This window comes from Veillonella orientalis (genome assembly GCF_018406505.1).
In the GTDB taxonomy this organism is placed as follows: domain Bacteria; phylum Bacillota; class Negativicutes; order Veillonellales; family Veillonellaceae; genus Veillonella; species Veillonella nakazawae.
In genome coordinates this window covers 1,377,371-1,392,024 of sequence record NZ_AP022322.1, presented here as the reverse complement: position 1 = coordinate 1,392,024, position 14,654 = coordinate 1,377,371, and the positions used below count along the sequence as shown (strand labels likewise).

Sequence of the window (14,654 nt, the reverse complement as noted above, 5' to 3'; positions counted from 1 at the left end):
GGCGCTGAACCTGTCCACCTATATCAGTATAAGGAGGTGAATTTCACATGTTAAAAATTCGTTTGACTCGTTTAGGTGCTAAAAAAGCTCCTTTCTACCGTATCGTTGTTGCTGACTCACGTGCTCCACGTGAAGGTCGTCCTGTTGACACTATTGGTCAATATGATGCTACTAAACAACCAGCTATCGTTAATGTAGACGAAGAAAAAGCTTTGGCTTGGTTAGCTAAAGGTGCTCAGCCTACTGACACTGTTCGCTCCTTGTTCAAAAAACAAGGCGTTATGCAAAAATTTGCGGACGCTAAAAAGTAATTAATAGAGAGGCATACTGTGATGATAGAATTAATTTCATTAATTGCGAAATCATTAGTGAAGCAGCCTGATGCCGTATCTGTTACCATGGTCCAAAAGGGGAATATGGAGGTTTACGAACTTCACGTAGCCCCAGAGGATATGGGCAAAGTCATCGGAAAGCAAGGACGAATTGCGAAAGCGATTCGCGCTGTGGTGAAAGCGGCGGCTATTAAAGAGAACAAAAAGATATCTGTCGATATTGTCTAAAAGGGAGTATTCCAATGGAAGAAATGACATTACGTGTCCCTGTAGCAGTAAAAGCAAAAGTAACAGAAGACTTGAAAGCGAAAATTGTATCCGATCTTGAAACTCGCCTTGATATGGTGAATAAAGATTTGGAAGCAATTGAGTTCCAAGCTCAACGTATTTTGGCTGATGCGGCTAAAGTTGATGCTACAAGTCTTACTGCGATTCGTCAACAAATCGACGAAGAGAAAAATAAACGCTTGGCTTTCAAAGAAGAAGTAACAGCTAAATTGAAAGATGCTCAAGAATTGTCTTTGGGAACTGAAATTCCTCAAGGCACATTAGAGCAAACAGTTACCGTTAAAATCGGGGATGATTTGGATGCCATGATGGGCGCTGAAATCCTATTAGAAGACGGTAAAATCGTTGCGTTTCGTCAATAATGAAGCATAACGATTTCATCACAATAGGTGTTATCATCGCCCCGCACGGCGTGCGGGGTGATCTTCGTATTATGCCTAGAACCGATTTTCCAGAACGGTTCATGCATATGGATGCCTGTTACATCGATGGTAAAGAATACCACGTTGCATCCGCACGATTTCATAAACAATTTGTACTAGCATCCTTTAAGGAAATCCCTGATCGCAACGCGGCTGAATTATTCGCTAAGAAAGAGATTCAAGTACGTCGTGAAGATTTGGTAGAATTACCAGAAGGTCGCTACTACATCTTTGATATCATTGGTCTTGAAGTACAAGATACAAAGGGGAATGTGCTTGGCACAGTGACTGATGTATTGCAACCTGGTGCTAATGATGTTTATGTGGTTTCCAAAGATGGGGAACCAGATCAATTATTTGCAGCCATTGAAGAGGTCGTTAAAGACATCGATGTGGAAAATAAATTAATGATCGTAGATCCGCCTGAATGGATATAATCCTTTAGGCGGTTTTATTTTATCTACATATAGGTATATTATGGTAAAAGTTATATAATATAGCTATATATAGATAATGCTAATGAGTTTATGTGAGTTAATAAGTGTAGGGGACGGTCTATGCGTATCGATATCGTATCTTTATTTCCTGAGTTTTTTGATGCTTTTTTTAGTCATTCCATCATAAAACGGGCTATCGAAGCGGAACGCTTATCTATGGGCGTAACTAACCCTCGAGACTTTAGTCATAATAAACATGGTCAAGTAGATGATACGCCGTATGGTGGCGGTGCGGGTATGCTTATGATGGCACCTCCCATCTTTGAAGCGGTAGAATCTGTTATTGCTCAATATGATAGCGAAACTAATAGCGCCTATTCTACAGATGAGATATGTGATGAAATGAGCCTTATTGGTAATCCTAGTGAAAGTATACGACGTCGTGTTATTTTTATGGGCCCTACAGGTCAACCTTTTACACAAGAAAAGGCTCGTGAACTAGCGACGTACGATCAATTGGTGCTCATTTGTGGTCATTATGAAGGTGTAGACTATCGTGTAGAGGAACATTTAGTAGATGAAACCATTTCCATTGGGGACTATGTATTAACTGGTGGCGAGTTGCCAGCTATGGTTGTAGCAGATGCAGTAGCTCGCATGATTCCTGGCGTACTGGGGGCTGCTAGTGGGGCACAAGAGGATTCCTTTTATGAGCCTTTATTAGAATGTCCTCAATATACAAAGCCTCCAGAATTCAGAGGATGGGTTGTTCCTGATGTATTGCGTAGCGGTCATCATAAAAATATTGCTACGTGGCGACAAAAGGAAGCTTTAAAACGGACACGATTATTGAGGCCCGATTTATTGGAACGACCATTAACAAAAGAGGAAATTAAACTGTTAAAAGAAATTATTGCTGAAGAGTCTGAAAGAGATACAGGTGAAGTATGAAAGCTTTAGTATTAGGTGCTACTGGTGCAGTTGGTTGCCATATTGTAGAATCATTGATTGACAATCATGAAATTCAAGAAATTCATGTATTTGTACGTCGTCAAGTTACGTATACATCTCCAAAGGTAATCGTTCATATCGTCAATTTTGATGAACCTCGTGAATGGGCACACCTAGTAACAGGGGATATTTTGTTCTCTGCTATGGGCACAAACCGTAAACAAGCAGGCTCTAAAGAAGCACAATGGACAGTCGATTATACCTACCAATATGAAATGGCTCGCATTGCAGCTCAAAATGGAGTAAAAAAATATGGATTAGTCTCCTCTTTAGGGGCGAATCCAAAATCGAAATTCTTTTATATGTCCATGAAAGGACAATTGGAAGAGGTCGTCCTAGAGCTTCCATTTGAAGCGATTGTTATTGCTCGTCCATCTACCTTGATTCGAGAGGAACCTAAATTGGTAGAGCGTATTAGCTGTGCTGTATTGGGGGTTATTAATAAGGCACGTGTATTAATGAGTCAAGAGCCTGTAAAAACTGCTGATGTAGCTAAGGTTCTTGTAACAGCTACTATAGGACAACAATATGGTATTTCTATTATTGATAATGAAATGATTCATGAACGTGTAGGCTACTTTAAAGCTTAATTTCATTAAATCCCGTTTAGGAGAGAGAGTAGTTTAGATACATATATAGGTATTGCTACTCTAACGAGGTTGTTTATGAAGTTTAATTGTTACGATGTCCTTGAGGTTCAGGGAAAACGATATGTAGTCGGGGAGGTCATTTCTTATCAAGAGTTTATCGTTGATAAAACAATACGTTATGATCTTAATGATGAAAATTATAAGAAAGAACTAGGTGTTTCTAAAGGAGCTCAGTCTTGGACAGAATATGGCCTTATGCCAGTTGATGGTGAAGATAAAAAATGGCTCACCATTGTAAATGGGGAAAAAGACTATTGTACCTTTTCAGAGACTATTTTACGTTCAACGCCGCCTAAAGGATATAGATTACATGATAAAGGTATAGAACGTGTCGTAGCTGTGGAGGGGCAATCGAAGGCTAGAAGTGGCGACGAAGCAGATTATAAAGAATATAGATCAATTAAAAAGAATAAAACCTATGTATTCTTTATTGAGGACTGGCATGGTGGTTTGACGGATCAGGCTCAAGGTGAGCGGATTCGTTTGTCTGATGTACATCGACGGCGAGATCAGGCTGCTCAAGCAGCGAGTAAAAAGATTCGTAATGCAGCTCGCAGAAAAGAATGGACACGATTGGGTCTGAGTTGGGGAATCATTTTATTCTTTTTGGGATATTTGTTTATAGGAGATCTGTCTTGGCATGAATTGCGTGATGAAGTAGGATTCCCATATACCATGGAAGAGCGCATTAAAGATTCCTATTATTATGAACCACAAGGCACAAAAGACGGTTTGATGGTATATACGTCAAAGCAAGATCCAAATGCAACGGCTATCGATCTTATCGATGCTGTGTATGGCAAGGTTTATACCATTAAACAAGACACTAAGTCTCCTGAGCAGTGGATTGTCATTTATACGACTAAAGATGTATCTGTTATTAGTGTGGTCAATGGCACTACATATGTTGAAGTGGGGCAATTAAAAAACTTGTCAGATTCGGAGAATACACGAATAGCGACTATTAGAAATGACAGTGAAGTATTGTTACGATATGCGTATATGGTGGAATTAAAGAATAAGCAGGGTCGTAAGACGTTATCAAATATAATAAAAGATTGATATAGAATTGATTTCAGTTACGAAATCAAACGAAGGAATATTATATGTATGAACCAAGTAAGAATACTGTTTACATAGCCATAGCCTTTACATCTATAGCAGCTCTAGTAGGCGCTTATTCGTATTGGGACGATATTAGCTATGCTCTATGTGATGTGGTCAAACCAGAATTAAATAATGGTGAAGTGCGGCTCATTGATGATGAAGGTAAAAGCTATACCTTGATTAATCACGGTGATGGAAAAGAAACTGCACTCTATGATGATGCAGAAAAATCTGTTACCTTTCATCGTGATGAGAAAGGCAATATTATATGGGATGCAGGCTTAGCCAGTTTGATTCCAACTTTGGTGGTAGGTTACTATGCGTTCCATGGCTTTTCAGCTCCAAAGGCATATATGGATGCACCCAGTATGACCTATCGTGCTACATCGCCACTTACACCTTTTGATGCAAATACAGGCGCTAGCAAATCTAATAGTGTAAGAGTGGCTAGGACTATTAATGAGATGACTAGAAATCGTTACAATACTAAAACGAGTAATCGAGCACATAGAATTGGTGAAAAGTATGGCTTTGGTAGTGTAGGGGCTCGAACTTCGAGCGGTGCCTCTTAATGAAAGGATGAACAATGAAATCCTATATTGATGAGCTTGATAGAAATATATTTAATTTCGTAGAATATGAAGGGTATGATGATCGGTATCCTTCCTTGTCTATGCAGGCCTTTTCATCCGACTTTTACGATGAAATTCGCCATGCTTCACGTAGATTATTTCAAATATTTTGTAAAGCTGCAAAAGTATTTCAAATGGCACCAGATGACTTTGCTCGAAATATGGATATGCCAGACAATTTAATTCCTTATTTACATAAGTCGAATGCCTTAGGGTTACCAACGTGGTTATCACGCTTTGATTTTGTTCTCGATGTAAATGGCAATTTGCGGATGGTAGAACTTAATGCGGATACGCCATGTTTTCTTATTGAAAGCTATTATGCCAATGAAGTTGCAGCTAATTATGTAGGACGAAAACATCCTAATATAGAATGCCGAAAAGAATTACATACATTTTTAAAGCGCATGTATGATGTTGTTTTATCTGCTAAGTATGGTAGAAACCAATATGAATCTATGCGGGCAAATAGAGAGAGCTTACCTAAGGATCCTTTTGTATTCTCTTGTTTTCATGATTATTTTGAAGACTACGGTACAACACAATTCCTTATGAAGGAATTAAAAACAGCCTGTCCTGAGGCAGATACGCGATTCATATCCTTTTATGATATGAAGATTGATGATGAGGGCATTCCTTTAGAAGATGGTAGTCATGCGACTCTATTATATCGATTGCATCCTATGGAACTTTTGATTGATGAACAAACACCAGATAATGAACCTTTGGGTGAGATGTTTTTAGATCTTTACGAGGAGAATAGATTTGCTCTTTTTAATCCGCCAGAGTCCATTATTTTACAAAATAAATCATTTATGTCCTTAGTATATGCATTGTATTTAACAGAACAATTTTTTACGAAACCAGATCGAGATATCATCGAGCGTTATTTGGCACCATCCTATTTTGAAAATGATTTTTCCTCTCTTGATGATGGCCTTTATATTCAAAAGGAGATTTGGGGCCGTGAAGGAAGGCATGTACAAGTTGTTCAAAAGCGTGGTGATATATCTGAGCTTTACATGGAAAAGTTAGTTGATAACTATGACGATATTGTTTGTCGCGATAGTAAAAAGGTTATGTATCAAGACTTTATACAGCAGAAACGTTTTACTCATACAGTTGATTGTGGAGTGAAAGATGGATTTTTAACCTTATCCTGTTTTATGCTTGGTGATCAAGCTTCTGCGGTAGGATGCCGTTTTTCTCCGGAAGAGATAGCTGGTACAGAAGCATACTTTGTACCATTACTAATAGAGTAAGTGAAATACTATGGAATTTGTGGATATATAGTATGTTAAACGAATGATAATAGGTTTACTTCGCAGCAGTTGTGGTTATGTCTATTTTAGCGAGGGTGCGTATGGAGTTTAATTGTTATGATGTCTTAGAGGTTCATGGCAGCCGTTATGTAATCACTGAGAAAATTAAATATATAGAGATTATTCCAAAAGCAGATAAGGAACAATCCTATAGGGGCCAGCCGTCTATGACAAAATCACCAGGTGATTATTGGCATGAATATGGACTAGAGGCTGTTGAGGGAATCGATAAAATATGGTTAACCATTGAGTACAATGATAATGAATGGTGTACCGTATCTAGAACATCCTTTCATACACGGCCGGGGAAAGATTTTACATTACATCAAATCGGCTTAGAAAAGGTTGTCGATGTGGATGGTGAAAGTGGTGCCTCCGTAGGGGACCGCGCAGGATATAGAGAATATCAGCTACCTTGTGAAGGTGGTGCTAGTGTATTCTTTGAAGAAGAGTGGTTTGAAGGTAAAAAAATGTTTGCCGAAGGATCACGAGTACCCTTGGTGAACATTCGTCTTTGTAATGATGCAGCCGCTCAAGCTATTAAGCAAAAGATGCGTAACAAATCAATGAAAAAGAGGTTTGGATCTATTGCTGTTGGCGTGGGGTATGGTGTACTATTTTTACTATTTCTATTTTGGTCGGACAATGATTTGTCTTGGCATAGTATACGCGCTATGTTTGGAGTGCCTTACACGGCAAAAGAACATATGCATGACACATCTGCATATTATACAAAAACAGATTCGGATAGCGACTATGTATACACGTCTACACTAGATCCTGTTAGTACCGCATTAGACTTGATTGATTCTGTGAATGGTGATATTAAGAATGAGCGGGATAACTTAGAAGAGGGACATGAAGTTATTGTATTTTATTCTGGGGACTTGGTGTATCTCATCACTAATACGGATGGACAAACTAGAGTTAAGGTATGTGAACAATCAAAATTAACACAAGAGGATTGGAAAATTATTGATCGTACATTAATCAGCTCTCATATACTCGATAACTATGCGACCATGGTTCGACTAGGGGATAATACGGGACGCGAACGATTGTATCCTACTAGCAACTCTAACAACACATCCAATACAAAATTATATTATTAGGAGGCTTATTATGATTTATATACCAGATGTATTATTGACAATTTTTTATGCTTGTTTTGGCATTATGCTGATGTTGACAGCGAACACGGTTATCGATTTCTTCGTGCCTGGAAAATTTAGTGAAGAAATTAAGCGTGGTAACTGTGCTGTGGCGTGGCTTTCAGCGGGATCATTTATCGGTATCGGTGAAATTTTGCGCGCTGTTATTATGTCACCAGCCGTGACTACGGCTGATACGTCCCTGTTACATGGCATTGTAGCCAGTGTTGTATACGCTGTACTAGGTATTATACTATTTGTAACGGGCTATATGTTTATCAATATTTGGCATCGTAAATATAAATTATCCGAAGAAATTATGCGTGGTAATACAGCGGCTGGTATTCTTGTATTTGGCATTTTCGTTGGTCTTGCTCTTGTTATTAGCGGTGCTGTGCACTAAGGGAGCGTTTTATGTATAAGCCAAGTAAGAAAACCATATACCTTACAGGTGCTTTCGCCGCAGTTGCTGGTCTTGTAGGTGTGTATTCATACTGGAACGATATCTCCTATGCTGTGTGTGATAAGGTTTATCCAGAGGCAAATGAGGGGGAGGTTCGATTAAAGGATAGTCAAGGTAATCGGTATTCTCTTTTAAACCATGGCGATGGAAAAGAAACCGCCTTGTATGACGATAATCGTTCAGTTACCTTTCACCGTGATAATGGTGGAAACTTAGTGTGGGATGCTGGTTTGGCAAGTTTGTTACCAACTATTGCAGCTGGGTATTATATATTTCATGGGTTTAATCCTCCTACGGCACGTATGGATGGACGAACTATGACGTATCGCGCGGTATCGCCATTAAAACCGTATGAACAACCTAATGAATATACGTCATCAGGATCAACTATACATGGCTATGGAGGTGGAAGAAGCTTTCGTAGTTATGAGAATAATAGAAGTAAGAAAGCATCATCTATAGGGCAAAAGTCTGGCTTTGGCAGTGCTGGTGCACGGTCTAGTGCTTCATAATGGATGCGATGACACTATATGTTGATGGAAGTTGTTTAGAAACCAGGAGATTTAGCATTGGCTAATTTATATATCGGACTTGTTCATTATCCGATTATGAACAAACATAAAGAGGTCATTACGACGGCCATTACCAATTATGATATTCACGATATTGCACGCGCATCTATCACCTATGATGTATCTAAATATTTTGTGATTCATAATATACCGGCCCAACGAGAATTAGCAGCTACCATTATGGAGCATTGGAAGTCAGGCTTTGGTAGTACCTATAATCCGGACAGAAAAGATGCTTTTACAGGCGTTGAACTCGTTAATTCTATCGCTGTTGCGGTGCGTACTATCGAGGAGCTGGAAGGGGTAAAACCTATCGTAGCAACTACCGATGCTAGAACTTATGATAATACAATTTCCTATGCACGGATGCGTGAACACCTTGAAAATGAGGGCCGCCCTGTGTTAGTATTATTTGGTACCGGTTATGGTATGACAAAAGAAACGATGGAAAGCTTTGACTATATTTTAGAACCTATATATGGCCATGGTGAATACAATCATTTATCTGTGCGTAGTGCCGTTTCAATCATCTTAGATCGATTGCGGGGCGAGGCATGGTGGAATAAATAGGAGGCGTCTATGTCAGGACATTCAAAATGGGCAAATATTAAACATAAAAAAGGCAAAACTGATGCTTTGAAGGCTAAACTAGCTACAAAAATCGGTCGCGAAATTACCGTTGCAGCACGCATGGGTGGTGCCGATCCAACAGGTAATATGCGTTTGAAATTGGCTTTGCAAAAAGCTCGTGAAAATAATATTCCTAAGGATAATATTCAACGTGCCATCGATAAAGGCGTTGGTGCTACGGATATGAACGCATACGAAGAAATCGTATATGAAGGGTATGGTCCAGCTGGTGTGGCTGTTACTGTAGAGGTTATGACGGATAATCGTAACCGTGCGGCTGCCGATGTACGTCATGCATTTTCTAAACAAGGTGGTAACCTTGGTGAAAGCGGTTGTGTAGGTTGGATGTTTAAATCTAAAGGCGTATTCGTTATCGATAAAGAAGGTCATGACGAGGATGAATTGACTATGCTAGCTCTTGAAGCAGGTGCAGAAGACCTTAAGTCCGAAGATGATGTATTTGAAATTTATACTACTCCTGAAGATTATGATGCGGTAGAAGCAGCTCTTGCTGATGCGGGCATTGAAACAGAAGTAGCGAAAATCACAATGATTCCAGATACTACAATTGAATTGACTGGCGATGATGCTGTAAAAATGCAAAAAATGCTCGACGTATTGGATGATCTTGATGATGTACAAAACGTATATCACAACGGTATTTTGCCAGACGACGAAGAAGAATAATATTAAGGAGTACTCTGAGGGGTGCTCCTTTTTATTGATTCATGAAATTTAGATTTTTTGTAAATGTTAAGAATACTAATAGATTTCTTATAAATTTTATATTGAAATTCATGAACTTCGATGTGGTATTGTGCTATAATAAAATAGATTATGTAATGGAGGTAGGCGACAGCTTATCTCATTTTTAAACTAAGGTGGGTTGAGGTGCGAATAATAGGTATTGACCCAGGCACGGCCATATGCGGGTATGGCATTATTGACGTGAAGGGTAGCAAGTTAACACCAGTAGTCTATGGGGCTATTACCACTCCTAAGGAATTAACTGATTCACAACGGTTAGAAATTTTATTTAATGATCTAAGTGATATTCTAGAGGAATTTAAACCGGATAAGTTCGGCGTAGAGGAATTGTTCTTCAATCGCAATGTAACGACGGCGATTAAGGTTGGGCAAGCACGTGGAGTTATCTTGTTAGCAGCTGAACAACAGCGTATTCCTATTTATGAATATACACCGCTACAAATCAAGCAAGCTGTTACAGGATACGGTAAGGCTGATAAGAATCAAGTTATTTATATGACGATGAATATTTTGGGGATTCGTGAGAAAATTAAGCCCGATGATACAGCGGACGCATTAGCTGTTGCTATCTGTACGGCCCATAGTTCTCACAATGATAGATTGAAGAGGTTGGTATAATGATAGGGTATGTACGGGGCATCGTAACACATCTCTTTAAAGAGTCTTGTTACGTAGATGTACATGGTGTAGGGTATCGCGTTTATGTGCCGACCACTACGCGTCAACAATTGATCGAAGGTCATGAGGCAACGCTATTTACGTATTTGAATGTGCGGGAAGATGCAATGCAACTCTATGGCTTTTGGACGGAAGAGGAATATGAGTTGTTTATTTTACTCATTTCTGTTTCTGGTATAGGGCCTAAGGTGGGGCTTGGCATTTTGTCTGGCATGACACCAGAGGCTTTCAAATTAGCTGTTATCAATGGACAAGTGCAGCAATTAACGAAATTGCCGGGCATTGGTAAGAAGTCTGCAGAGCGACTTGTTCTTGAATTAAAGGATAAGTTAGCGAAGATGACGCATATATCTGCAGAATCTCCAGCAGCTATACAGCCTATTGGCGTTGCTGCTAGTGGTGCTGCCGGAGAGGCCATTGAGGCTCTTGTGTCGCTAGGCTATTCAGAACGAGATGTGGCTGACATTGTAGAGTCTTTAGATGATGGTAAGCGCGATGTATCTGAGTTGATTAAAGTCAGCTTGATTGAGCTTGGGAAAGGACGATAAGGATGAACGAAGAAGTACGCCTTGTCGGAAATGGCGAGCACGAAGAAGATATGTGGCAATATAGTCTACGACCAAAGTTCTTTAATGAGTATGTAGGTCAAGAAGAGGCTAAAGGTAATCTAAATGTGTATATTCAGGCGGCTAAGCAACGTGGTGAAGCCTTAGATCACGTATTGCTCTATGGTCCACCAGGTCTTGGGAAGACTACTTTGGCAGGGATTATTGCGAATGAATTGGGTGTTAATTTTCGCATAACCTCTGGGCCTGCCATTGAAAAGTCTGGTGACTTGGCTGCGATCTTAACAAATTTAGATGACCACGATGTACTATTTATCGATGAAATTCATCGCTTGTCTCGTAGTGTAGAGGAAGTATTGTACTCTGCAATGGAGGACTATGCTATCGATATCATCATCGGTAAGGGCCCAAGTGCTCGAACGGTACGCATCGATTTGCCAAAGTTTACTTTGGTAGGTGCCACTACACGGGCCGGGGCTTTGGCGGCACCTTTAAGGGACCGCTTTGGTATTATTAACCGGTTGGAATATTATAAACAAACGGAATTAGAGTTTATTGTGACTCGGGCCGCAGAAATACTCAATATTGGTATTGAGCCAACTGGGGCTAGCGAAATTGCGCGTCGTTCAAGGGGGACGCCGCGTATCGCAAATCGTCTACTTAAACGGGTACGTGATTTTGCACAAGTTATTGGTGATGGGGTTATTACTCAAGACATTGCAGATGATGCGTTACAACGTTTATATATAGACAAAGAAGGACTCGATCGAATCGATCGACGTGTGTTGGAGTGTATTATTGAAAAGTATGATGGCGGTCCAGTAGGTATCGATACTATTGCGGCAGCTATCAGCGAAGAGAGAGATACCATCGAAGATGTGTATGAACCATATTTGATGCAACTAGGATTTTTAGGACGTACACCGCGTGGGAGGGTGGCTACTAAACTTGCCTATGAGCATTTAGGTATTTCACAGACAGGGAAATAACAATGAAAACGAAACGATTACAATTGATGATAATGGCAACTTTGTTTTTAGGTGTAAATATTGGCGGTGCTTCTGTTGCGCAAGGGGCAACATTGCAACATAAAAGTACAGTAGTAACTAAAAAGCCAATGCCGAAATCAACAGTATCTACAATAAATGTATCGAAAGTAAATACGACGAAGCGGTCAACTTTTCGACCACTTGTAACTAAACCGGCTCCAAAGCCTGTGCCAAAAGTGACTCCGAAGTCAAATGCAACTAAGGCTGCAACAACGGCTCAAAAGCCTGTTGCAAAATCTACAGTTACTAGTGCTAAGGCTACAACGGTAAAGCCTGCTGCCTCTAAGGCTGTAAAAACTTCTGATGCCAATAGTATTAAAGCTAATACGGCTGCTATTACGCGTAATAAAGTAGGGTCTGTTGTTACACCTGCTACGGAGCGTGTAGAAAATGTACCAAATGTACGCGTGTTATTGGGGAGTCGCAGTTCCGATGCTACAGTTACATCTACTGCTAATATGGTTGTGTTAAATAGTGCTAATGGTCAAGTTAGCACAATCAGTGCAAACCGTGGAACCTCTGTTGGTATTCGAAGTGGTAAAATTGCTGTCAATGGCAAGGTCATTGATACAGTAGTTACATTAAAACCAGCCAATAGTGATGCACCATTCTTGTTTGAAGGCAAAGGCTATCGTGGAGGACTTACATTACGTGCTAATAATGGAAAGATGATGGTCATTAATTCTGTGCCTCTTGAAGACTATCTTTATGGCGTAGTTCCGCAAGAAGTCGTTCCATCTTGGCCAGCAGCTGCACTAGAAGCACAAGCTGTAGCTGCTCGAACTTATGCTCTTCATACTATGGAAGAGAATAAAGGTAAGCTGTATGATGTGAGTACGTCCACAGATCACCAAGTTTATAATGGGGTTAGTGGTGAAACGCAAGCTACTACAAATGCAGTTAATAAAACAAAGGGGATGGTTATGTTATATAACCAACGCCCTATCAATGCTTTATTCCATTCTGATGGTGGCGGTTATACTGAGGATAGTGTCAATGTTTGGGGTAGTGATGTACCGTATTTGAAAGGTGTAAAGGATTTTAGTACTGGCACATCTACATCGAACTGGACGGTTACTACTTCTCGTCAGGCCCTTGAAAGTAAGCTTAACGCAGCTAGTAAAGGGGTTGGCAAATTGAAGAGCATTCAATTGACACCTCTTGGCAAGCCAGGTCAACAAACATCTGACCGCGGCGTATCTGGTCGAATTAAGAGTGCTACTTTCATAGGTACCTCTGGAAAAACGACTATTGATGGGGATTCTTTACGTAGTATTTTAGGCTTGAAATCGACACTATTTGATTTTTATGTAAATCATAACCCAGCTAAAGATACAGGTAAGGCGTATCATAATTTTACTGGTAGTAATGATACTGTCTATATTAAAGGCCACGGTTGGGGACATGGTCTTGGTATGTCTCAATGGGGCGCTGCAGAAATGGCTAAGCGTGCGACACCAGGGGATACAAATTATTACCAAACTATTTTGCGTCACTACTATAGTGGCATTACATTAAAGAAAATGTACTAATAAGGATTGCGATGAAAGTTACAGATTTTGATTATGAATTACCAGAGGAACTTATTGCTCAACATCCTGTAGAGCCTCGTGATACGGCGAGACTGTTGACCTTGGACAAGGTTACAGGTGAGGTTGCGCATAAAGAGCATTTTTACGATTTGCTAGATGAACTCCATGAAGGGGATGTACTTGTATTTAATAATACAAAGGTTATTCCTGCGAGATTATATGGGCAACGTCAAGGCTCTGGTGGCAAGGTTGAGGTATTGCTCCTCACACCATGTGGTGAAAATCGCTGGGAATGCCTTGTTAAACCTGGTAAAAAATGTCCTATTGGTCAAGTTATCGAATTTGATGACCGATTAAGTGGGACCGTTATAGATAAAACTGAGTTTGGAGGTCGTATCATTGAATTCACTTGCGATGGTGTATTTGATGATGTGATACAAGAAATCGGTGAAATGCCATTACCTCCATATATTCATGAGAAGCTAGAAGATAAAGATCGTTATCAAACCGTTTATGCTAAGGAAAAAGGTTCAGCGGCTGCTCCAACAGCAGGGCTTCACTTTACACCTGAACTATTAGAAAAGATAAAAGCGAAAGGTGTAGAGCTAGAATTTGTTACCTTGCATGTTGGTCTTGGAACATTTAGACCTGTATCAGCAGAGACAATTGAGGACCATGAAATGCATAGTGAGTTCTTCGTGGTATCTCAAGATACAGCTGATCGTATTAATGCAGCTAAGCGAAACGGACGCCGTATCATTGCGGTAGGTACTACTTCTGTGCGTACCCTTGAGTCGGCTACCAATGATGATGGTGTCCTACAAGGTATTAGTGGATGGACACAAATCTTTATCTATCCTGGCTACAAATTTAAGATGATTGATGCATTGGTAACGAATTTCCACTTGCCTCAATCTACATTATTAATGTTGATTAGTGCATTGGCTGGTCGTGAACATTGTTTGGCGGCCTACGAAGAAGCTGTACGCGAACGTTATCGTTTCTTTAGCTTCGGCGATGCTATGTTTATACGTTAGGAGGGAC

General features: G+C 40.0%; 19 protein-coding genes. All 19 read left to right on the top strand.

Annotated elements, in window-relative coordinates; genetic code table 11:
• The first annotated feature begins 47 nt into the window (after positions 1–47).
• The 19 genes from rpsP (at position 48) to queA (ending at position 14,647) form a co-directional block, all read left to right on the top strand.
• Positions 48–311: a 30S ribosomal protein S16 gene (gene rpsP, locus VEIS1202513_RS06325; RefSeq protein ID WP_005377914.1), complete on the top strand. Its 264-nt coding sequence runs from the start codon at positions 48–50 to the stop codon at positions 309–311.
• Between the two features lie 21 nt (positions 312–332).
• The gene (locus tag VEIS1202513_RS06320; RefSeq protein WP_009352618.1) at positions 333–560 is read left to right on the top strand and encodes a KH domain-containing protein; all 228 of its coding nucleotides are present in this window, start codon (positions 333–335) and stop codon (positions 558–560) included.
• Between the two features lie 14 nt (positions 561–574).
• Positions 575–982 (top strand): YlqD family protein, encoded by a 408-nt coding sequence (locus VEIS1202513_RS06315; protein ID WP_060924913.1) that lies wholly within the window; start codon positions 575–577, stop codon positions 980–982.
• Positions 982–1,479 (top strand): ribosome maturation factor RimM, encoded by a 498-nt coding sequence (gene rimM, locus VEIS1202513_RS06310; RefSeq protein WP_060924912.1) that lies wholly within the window; start codon positions 982–984, stop codon positions 1,477–1,479. The genes VEIS1202513_RS06315 and rimM overlap by 1 nt, the downstream gene beginning before the upstream one ends.
• A 120-nt stretch (positions 1,480–1,599) precedes the next feature.
• On the top strand, positions 1,600–2,430 hold the full coding sequence (gene trmD / locus VEIS1202513_RS06305) for a tRNA (guanosine(37)-N1)-methyltransferase TrmD (RefSeq protein WP_213467063.1): 831 nt from the start codon (positions 1,600–1,602) through the stop codon (positions 2,428–2,430).
• Entirely contained in the window at positions 2,427–3,080 is a 654-nt protein-coding gene (locus tag VEIS1202513_RS06300) for an NAD(P)H-binding protein (RefSeq protein ID WP_156719931.1), read from the top strand. The genes trmD and VEIS1202513_RS06300 overlap by 4 nt, the downstream gene beginning before the upstream one ends.
• 75 nt (positions 3,081–3,155) lie before the next feature.
• The gene (locus VEIS1202513_RS06295) at positions 3,156–4,202 is read left to right on the top strand and encodes a DUF4178 domain-containing protein (RefSeq protein WP_156719932.1); all 1,047 of its coding nucleotides are present in this window, start codon (positions 3,156–3,158) and stop codon (positions 4,200–4,202) included.
• 44 nt (positions 4,203–4,246) lie between these two features.
• Positions 4,247–4,819 carry a hypothetical protein gene (locus tag VEIS1202513_RS06290; RefSeq protein ID WP_213467061.1) on the top strand — a complete coding sequence of 191 codons (573 nt, stop codon included), beginning with the start codon at positions 4,247–4,249 and terminating at the stop codon, positions 4,817–4,819.
• A gap of 14 nt (positions 4,820–4,833) precedes the next feature.
• Positions 4,834–6,141 carry a glutathionylspermidine synthase family protein gene (locus VEIS1202513_RS06285; protein WP_156719934.1) on the top strand — a complete coding sequence of 436 codons (1,308 nt, stop codon included), beginning with the start codon at positions 4,834–4,836 and terminating at the stop codon, positions 6,139–6,141.
• A gap of 101 nt (positions 6,142–6,242) precedes the next feature.
• Positions 6,243–7,313, top strand: coding sequence for a hypothetical protein (locus VEIS1202513_RS06280; RefSeq protein WP_119206523.1), 1,071 nt, complete (start codon positions 6,243–6,245; stop codon positions 7,311–7,313).
• Positions 7,314–7,323: 10 nt separating this feature from the next.
• Positions 7,324–7,755 carry a DUF350 domain-containing protein gene (locus VEIS1202513_RS06275; RefSeq protein ID WP_004698434.1) on the top strand — a complete coding sequence of 144 codons (432 nt, stop codon included), beginning with the start codon at positions 7,324–7,326 and terminating at the stop codon, positions 7,753–7,755.
• 11 nt (positions 7,756–7,766) lie between these two features.
• A complete protein-coding gene (locus tag VEIS1202513_RS06270; protein ID WP_119206522.1) occupies positions 7,767–8,327 on the top strand; it encodes a hypothetical protein in 561 nt (186 codons plus the stop codon).
• 57 nt (positions 8,328–8,384) lie between these two features.
• Positions 8,385–8,957 (top strand): RNA methyltransferase, encoded by a 573-nt coding sequence (locus VEIS1202513_RS06265; RefSeq protein ID WP_038148738.1) that lies wholly within the window; start codon positions 8,385–8,387, stop codon positions 8,955–8,957.
• A gap of 9 nt (positions 8,958–8,966) precedes the next feature.
• Entirely contained in the window at positions 8,967–9,704 is a 738-nt protein-coding gene (locus VEIS1202513_RS06260) for a YebC/PmpR family DNA-binding transcriptional regulator (protein ID WP_005387348.1), read from the top strand.
• A 204-nt stretch (positions 9,705–9,908) separates the two neighbouring features.
• A complete protein-coding gene (ruvC, locus tag VEIS1202513_RS06255) occupies positions 9,909–10,403 on the top strand; it encodes a crossover junction endodeoxyribonuclease RuvC (RefSeq protein WP_213467060.1) in 495 nt (164 codons plus the stop codon).
• Positions 10,403–11,011, top strand: a complete 609-nt coding sequence (gene ruvA, locus VEIS1202513_RS06250; RefSeq protein WP_005387351.1) for a Holliday junction branch migration protein RuvA — start codon at positions 10,403–10,405, stop codon at positions 11,009–11,011. The genes ruvC and ruvA overlap by 1 nt, the downstream gene beginning before the upstream one ends.
• A gap of 2 nt (positions 11,012–11,013) precedes the next feature.
• Positions 11,014–12,018: a Holliday junction branch migration DNA helicase RuvB gene (gene ruvB / locus VEIS1202513_RS06245; RefSeq protein ID WP_213467058.1), complete on the top strand. Its 1,005-nt coding sequence runs from the start codon at positions 11,014–11,016 to the stop codon at positions 12,016–12,018.
• A gap of 2 nt (positions 12,019–12,020) precedes the next feature.
• A complete protein-coding gene (locus tag VEIS1202513_RS06240; RefSeq protein ID WP_213467056.1) occupies positions 12,021–13,610 on the top strand; it encodes a SpoIID/LytB domain-containing protein in 1,590 nt (529 codons plus the stop codon).
• Positions 13,611–13,621: 11 nt separating this feature from the next.
• Positions 13,622–14,647 carry a tRNA preQ1(34) S-adenosylmethionine ribosyltransferase-isomerase QueA gene (queA, locus tag VEIS1202513_RS06235; protein WP_005387356.1) on the top strand — a complete coding sequence of 342 codons (1,026 nt, stop codon included), beginning with the start codon at positions 13,622–13,624 and terminating at the stop codon, positions 14,645–14,647.
• The last annotated feature ends 7 nt before the right edge of the window (positions 14,648–14,654 follow it).

Bases quoted from the DNA above. Each gene is read 5' to 3' on its own strand.
- VEIS1202513_RS06275 (WP_004698434.1), top strand. From the start codon at position 7,324: ATGATTTATATACCAGATGTATTATTGACAATTTTTTATGCTTGTTTT.
- ruvA (WP_005387351.1), top strand. From the start codon at position 10,403: ATGATAGGGTATGTACGGGGCATCGTAACACATCTCTTTAAAGAGTCT.
- VEIS1202513_RS06260 (WP_005387348.1), top strand. From the start codon at position 8,967: ATGTCAGGACATTCAAAATGGGCAAATATTAAACATAAAAAAGGCAAA.
- ruvB (WP_213467058.1), top strand. From the start codon at position 11,014: ATGAACGAAGAAGTACGCCTTGTCGGAAATGGCGAGCACGAAGAAGAT.
- VEIS1202513_RS06295 (WP_156719932.1), top strand. From the start codon at position 3,156: ATGAAGTTTAATTGTTACGATGTCCTTGAGGTTCAGGGAAAACGATAT.
- rpsP (WP_005377914.1), top strand. From the start codon at position 48: ATGTTAAAAATTCGTTTGACTCGTTTAGGTGCTAAAAAAGCTCCTTTC.
- VEIS1202513_RS06320 (WP_009352618.1), top strand. From the start codon at position 333: ATGATAGAATTAATTTCATTAATTGCGAAATCATTAGTGAAGCAGCCT.
- VEIS1202513_RS06280 (WP_119206523.1), top strand. From the start codon at position 6,243: ATGGAGTTTAATTGTTATGATGTCTTAGAGGTTCATGGCAGCCGTTAT.
- VEIS1202513_RS06300 (WP_156719931.1), top strand. From the start codon at position 2,427: ATGAAAGCTTTAGTATTAGGTGCTACTGGTGCAGTTGGTTGCCATATT.
- VEIS1202513_RS06315 (WP_060924913.1), top strand. From the start codon at position 575: ATGGAAGAAATGACATTACGTGTCCCTGTAGCAGTAAAAGCAAAAGTA.
- VEIS1202513_RS06240 (WP_213467056.1), top strand. From the start codon at position 12,021: ATGAAAACGAAACGATTACAATTGATGATAATGGCAACTTTGTTTTTA.
- queA (WP_005387356.1), top strand. From the start codon at position 13,622: ATGAAAGTTACAGATTTTGATTATGAATTACCAGAGGAACTTATTGCT.
- trmD (WP_213467063.1), top strand. From the start codon at position 1,600: ATGCGTATCGATATCGTATCTTTATTTCCTGAGTTTTTTGATGCTTTT.
- VEIS1202513_RS06290 (WP_213467061.1), top strand. From the start codon at position 4,247: ATGTATGAACCAAGTAAGAATACTGTTTACATAGCCATAGCCTTTACA.
- VEIS1202513_RS06285 (WP_156719934.1), top strand. From the start codon at position 4,834: ATGAAATCCTATATTGATGAGCTTGATAGAAATATATTTAATTTCGTA.
- VEIS1202513_RS06270 (WP_119206522.1), top strand. From the start codon at position 7,767: ATGTATAAGCCAAGTAAGAAAACCATATACCTTACAGGTGCTTTCGCC.
- rimM (WP_060924912.1), top strand. From the start codon at position 982: ATGAAGCATAACGATTTCATCACAATAGGTGTTATCATCGCCCCGCAC.